A 4,695-nucleotide genomic window follows, 5' to 3' on the forward strand; every position below is an offset into this window, starting at 1 on the left:
TGATGTTCATCCCGGTACCCAACGATGAATTCGGGCGCCCGGAGGGCGGCGACATCCTGCGCCATGAAGCCCGCTACATGAAGCGGCATGGCGTCAAGCCGCTCTCTTTCCGACCATGCCCATCGCCGTGGCACTGGTGGCCAGCCTGGTGTTTGCGCTACTGCTGGCGTGGTATTTCTCGCACCCGATCCGGCATCTCAAGAATGCCTTCAACCAGGCCGCCAACGGCAACCTGGACCTGGCGCTGGAACCGGTGATGAGTGCGCGCAACGATGAACTGGCCGACCTCGGCCGCGACTTCGATGCCATGACCGCCAAGCTGCGCACCCTGATGGAAAGCCAGCGGCGGCTGCTGCACGATGTCTCGCACGAATTGCGCTCGCCCATTGCGCGGCTGCAGATGGCCATCGGCCTGGCGCGGGTCCAAGACAAGGACAAGCTGGAGCTGACCCTGGAACGCATCGAACGCGAAAGCGTGCGCATGGACAAGCTGGTGGGGGAATTGCTGACCCTCTCACGGCTGGAAGCCAATGTCCCCGGCTCGATGGAGGAACCCATCGCCATCCAGGCCATGCTGGCCGACATGACCAACGATGCCAGCTTCGAAGCCGAAGCCCTGGGCAAGCGGGTCGAGAGTCACATCGATTGCCGGGTGCAGGTCAAGGGCAACCCCGAACTGCTCTATCGCGCCATCGAAAACGTGCTGCGCAACGCCATCAAGCACACCGCTCCCGAGACCGCAGTACAGTTCGTGGCCGAGATCGATGAGTTCAACAAGCTGCTGCACCTGTCCATCCTGGACCGCGGGCCGGGCGTGCCGGAAGAGGAATTGAACAGCATCTTCGAACTGTTCTTCCGCAGCAGCCGCACCAAGAGCAACAGCGCTGGCCACGGCCTGGGGCTATCGATTGCGCGACGCATCGTGGAAGCGCACCAGGGCTTCATCCACGCCGCCAACCGCGACGATGGCGGCCTGCGGGTGGACATCGCCCTCCCTTCATGGGCCGATGAACCGGTGCGCGGGCAGACTCTGGAAAGTTGAACGCAGCCAGCCTGCAGCGCTGCCCCCTACTGCGCAGCGGCTGCCGGCGCGACAGGCACGATGGCGTTCATCAGGCCACGCTGCACCGCCACCTGGAAGGCTTGCAGTTCACTCACGCCCTGCTCCGGCGGATAGGGAATCGGCAAGCGATTCATCAGCACCGCCCAGGTCCAGCCATCGGCGCGCGATTGCAGGTAGGCATAGGTACCGGTGGTGAGCGCGCCGCTGTGGGAGAGGATTTCCATGCCCTTGCTGCGCGTGACCACCCAGCCCAGGCCATAGTTGTTCTCGGCCAGACTCGGATTGCGATGCTTCATCAATGCCAGCGTGGACGGCTGTAGCAAGGCCGGCCCGCCACGCCCCTGGGTGGCGTCGGCAAAGCGCACCAGGTCGGCGGCAGTGGCCACCCAGCCGGCGCTGGCATCCATGGTCTTGAAATGCAGTGCGAAATACGATTCCGGCCCCATTGCCCCGCTGCCATCGCGATCGGCCACGGCAGGCCAGCGCGCATCGTCATAGTAGCCACTCTCGTTGGCTGCACGCTCGCTGCGGCGGTCGCCGGCAATGCGCGCATCGTCGATACCAGCCGGCTTGAACACCAGTGCCTGCACCGCTTGTTCATAGGGCAGACCCGACTTGTGCTCGATGATGCGACCCAGCACGTTGTAGGCGAAATTGCTGTAGAAGAATTCCGTGCCCGGCGCCGCATCCAGCAGTCGCTCCTTGAGCATGAAGGCGATCACGTCGCGCGCCGAAGCCGGGGCCGCCACCTGGCGTGCCTTGGCGATATTGACCAGATCGTATTGCGGATCGTAGTCGCTGCCGCCCCAGCCGCTGGTGTGCTGCAACAGCTCTCGCAGGGTGATCTTCAGCACGCGCTGGTCCAGCGGCTGGGCGAACTCGGGATAGGCGGCATCGGGCAGCAGACCCTGCGGCCCAAAGACGGGCTGGTCCAGCACCTGCGGCAATTCATTTTCGAACAGCTTTAGCACCGCCACCGCCGTCACCGCCTTGGAGACGCTGCCGATGCGAAAGCGCGTGATGGGCGTAACCGGCGTATCGGATTCGGTCACCGCCATGCCATACCCCCGCTGGTAGACCAGCTTGCCCTGATAAGCGATGGCGATGCTGGCGCCGGGCACCGGATACTGGCCCAGCAATTGCTCCATCTGGGCATCCACCCGGGCCGCCAGAGCGGCCTCGGAGGCTGGTTGCGCCTGGGCGCTGGTGGCGGCCAGCAGCAAAGAGGCGGCCAGCAGGAAGGCCCGCGGCTGGAACACGGGAAGGCGTAAGAATCGTGGTGTCATGGCTTATTTCTGTTGCTTGACCACTTGCAGGGCCGAGGCGATCAGCCCGCTCATGTCCGACAGGTTGGCCGGCACGATGATGGAATTATTGGCCTTGGCCAGCTTGCCGAAGGCATCCACGTATTGCTCGGCCACCTTCAGGTTGACGGCGTCCGAACCGCCCGGTTGCTGGATCGCGGCAGCGGTCTTGCGGATGGCCTCGGCACTGGCTTCGGCAATCGCAAGGATGGCGGCAGCCTGACCTTGGGCGCGGTTGATGGAAGCCTGCTTCTCGCCTTCGGAACGGGCGATGGCGGCTTCGCGCTCGCCGGTGGCGATGTTGATCTGTTCCTGCTTGCGGCCTTCGGAGGCGGCGATCAGGGCGCGCTTCTCACGTTCGGCGGTGATCTGGGCCTGCATGGCGTGCAGGATTTCCTTGGGCGGAGTCAGGTCCTTGATTTCATAGCGCAGCACCTTCACGCCCCAGTTCTCTGCCGATTCATCGATGGCGCTGACGATGGCGGTGTTGATGTGGTCGCGTTCCTCGAAGGTCTTGTCCAGTTCCATCTTGCCGATCACCGAGCGCAGCGTGGTCTGGGCCAGTTGCGTGATGGCGGCGATGTAGTTGGACGAACCATAAGAGGCGCGCATCGGATCGGTGATCTGGAAATACAGGATGCCATCCACCTGCAACTGCGTGTTGTCCTTGGTGATGCAGACCTGCGGCGGCACGTCCAGCGGAATTTCCTTGAGCACGTGCTTGTAGGCCACGCGGTCGATGAAGGGCACCACGATGTTCAGGCCCGGCGCCAGCGTGGCGTGGTATTTGCCCAGGCGTTCCACCACCCAGGCGTGCTGCTGCGGGACCACCTTGACCGTCTGCACGACGAAGACGATGGCGAGGAAGAAGATGACCAGAGTGACGCTGCCCAGCATGGAATTCTCCTGAAAACGAGGGGGGAAGAAAACGGTACCAATCAGTCAAATCAACGTGGCGCCACCAGCAGGCGGCTGCCACGGATTTCGCGGATGACATAGCTGCCCGGCAGCGCATGATGGCCGGGCAAGAGCTCGACATCCCATTGCGCGCCGCGATACGGCACGCGGGCGAGATATTGCTGGCCATGGGCTTGCCAGGCCGGCACCTCGATGCTCTGGCCGATATCCAGCAAGACATTGGGATCGTCATTGGCGCTGCTGCGGCGCAGGCGGCCATAAGGACTGTGACGCAAGCCCAGCACGGCGGCCACACCCACCACGGCCGCCACCAGCAACTGCCACTCCAGCATCAGCCCGCACCAGGCCGCGATGGCACCGGCCACCAGGCCCAGCGCGATCATGAGCAGGTAAAAGCTGCCTGTGAAGAGTTCTGCACCCAGCAGCCCGCCGGCCAGCACCAGCCAGAGTGACCAGTCCGTCATTGTCGAATCCCCATGAAGAAAACTGCAAAGAACACAAGTCTACCGCAGCTTGAGAACATAGAACTCTCGCAAAAACAAAGGCGCGGACATTTCTGCCCGCGCCTTTCACTTCTTTTGAAGACCGTCTTCCGTGACGCTTAAAGCTTCATCACTTCTTGGCCAGTTGCTGCCAGGTGTCGATGACGGTATCCGGGTTCAGCGAGATCGACTCGATGCCCTGCTCCATCAGCCACTGGGCGAAGTCCGGGTGATCCGAAGGACCTTGGCCGCAGATACCCACGTACTTGCCCTTTTCGCGGCAAGTGGTGATGACCTTGGTCAGCAAGGCCTGCACGGCCGGATCGCGCTCGTCGAAGTCGGCGGCCAGCAGTTCCATGCCGGAATCACGGTCCAGGCCCAGGGTCAGCTGGGTCAGGTCGTTGGAACCGATGGAGAAGCCATCGAAGTGCTCCAGGAACTGATCGGCCAGGATGGCGTTGGAGGGCACTTCGCACATCATGATGACGCGCAGGCCGTTCTCGCCACGCTTGAGACCATACTTGCCCAACAGACCAATGACCTTCTCGGCCTGGCCCAGGGTACGCACGAAGGGCACCATCACCTCGACGTTGGTCAGGCCCATGTCTTCACGCACGCGCTTCATGGCCTGGCATTCCATCTGGAAGGCTTCGGCGAAGTCGTGCGCCACCGTGTATTCATCCGAGCTGATGCGAGATTCGAGAAACCGCGATCCCCGCGAGTCGCGTGAAAGGGAGGTGCGCTGATGGGCCGCCTCGTTACTTCCGTCATCGTCGCCGTGGTGGCGATCTGGCTGGCATCGTCCACCATCTTCGTGGTCGACCAGCGTTCCTCGGCCATCGTCTTTGCCCTCGGTGAAGTCAAGCAGGTCATCACCGAACCCGGCCTGCATTTCAAGCTGCCGCCACCCTCCAGAGCGGAGTACCTG

Annotated in this window: 3 protein-coding genes and 3 pseudogenes; 2 read left to right on the forward strand and 4 right to left on the reverse strand. The window is 62.9% G+C overall.

Annotated elements, in window-relative coordinates; genetic code table 11:
- A pseudogene (locus I5W_RS05640) lies at positions 1-1,042 on the forward strand (ATP-binding protein); the annotation flags it as partial.
- A 26-nt stretch (positions 1,043-1,068) separates the two neighbouring features.
- Here the strand turns inward: I5W_RS05640 and I5W_RS05645 are convergent.
- The 4 genes and pseudogenes from I5W_RS05645 to I5W_RS05660 all read right to left on the reverse strand — a co-directional run.
- Positions 1,069-2,349 (reverse strand): serine hydrolase domain-containing protein, encoded by a 1,281-nt coding sequence (locus I5W_RS05645; RefSeq protein ID WP_252716911.1) that lies wholly within the window; start codon positions 2,347-2,349, stop codon positions 1,069-1,071.
- 3 nt (positions 2,350-2,352) lie between these two features.
- A complete protein-coding gene (locus tag I5W_RS05650) occupies positions 2,353-3,264 on the reverse strand; it encodes an SPFH domain-containing protein (RefSeq protein ID WP_017451082.1) in 912 nt (303 codons plus the stop codon).
- Between the two features lie 50 nt (positions 3,265-3,314).
- Positions 3,315-3,749, reverse strand: coding sequence for an NfeD family protein (locus tag I5W_RS05655; RefSeq protein ID WP_017451081.1), 435 nt, complete (start codon positions 3,747-3,749; stop codon positions 3,315-3,317).
- Positions 3,750-3,897: 148 nt separating this feature from the next.
- A pseudogene (locus I5W_RS05660) lies at positions 3,898-4,437 on the reverse strand (putative PEP-binding protein); the annotation flags it as partial.
- Between the two features lie 75 nt (positions 4,438-4,512).
- Here I5W_RS05660 and I5W_RS05665 point away from each other — a divergent pair.
- Positions 4,513-4,695 (forward strand): annotated as a pseudogene (locus tag I5W_RS05665) (protease modulator HflC); the annotation flags it as partial.

The sequence above is a fragment of the Herbaspirillum sp. B65 genome (assembly GCF_000333555.1).
GTDB classification, from domain to species: domain Bacteria; phylum Pseudomonadota; class Gammaproteobacteria; order Burkholderiales; family Burkholderiaceae_D; genus Herbaspirillum; species Herbaspirillum rubrisubalbicans.

Excerpts from the sequence above, each read along its gene's own strand:
- I5W_RS05645 (WP_252716911.1), bottom strand. The coding sequence starts at position 2,349 with ATGACACCACGATTCTTACGCCTTCCCGTGTTCCAGCCGCGGGCCTTC.
- I5W_RS05650 (WP_017451082.1), bottom strand. The coding sequence starts at position 3,264 with ATGCTGGGCAGCGTCACTCTGGTCATCTTCTTCCTCGCCATCGTCTTC.
- I5W_RS05655 (WP_017451081.1), bottom strand. The coding sequence starts at position 3,749 with ATGACGGACTGGTCACTCTGGCTGGTGCTGGCCGGCGGGCTGCTGGGT.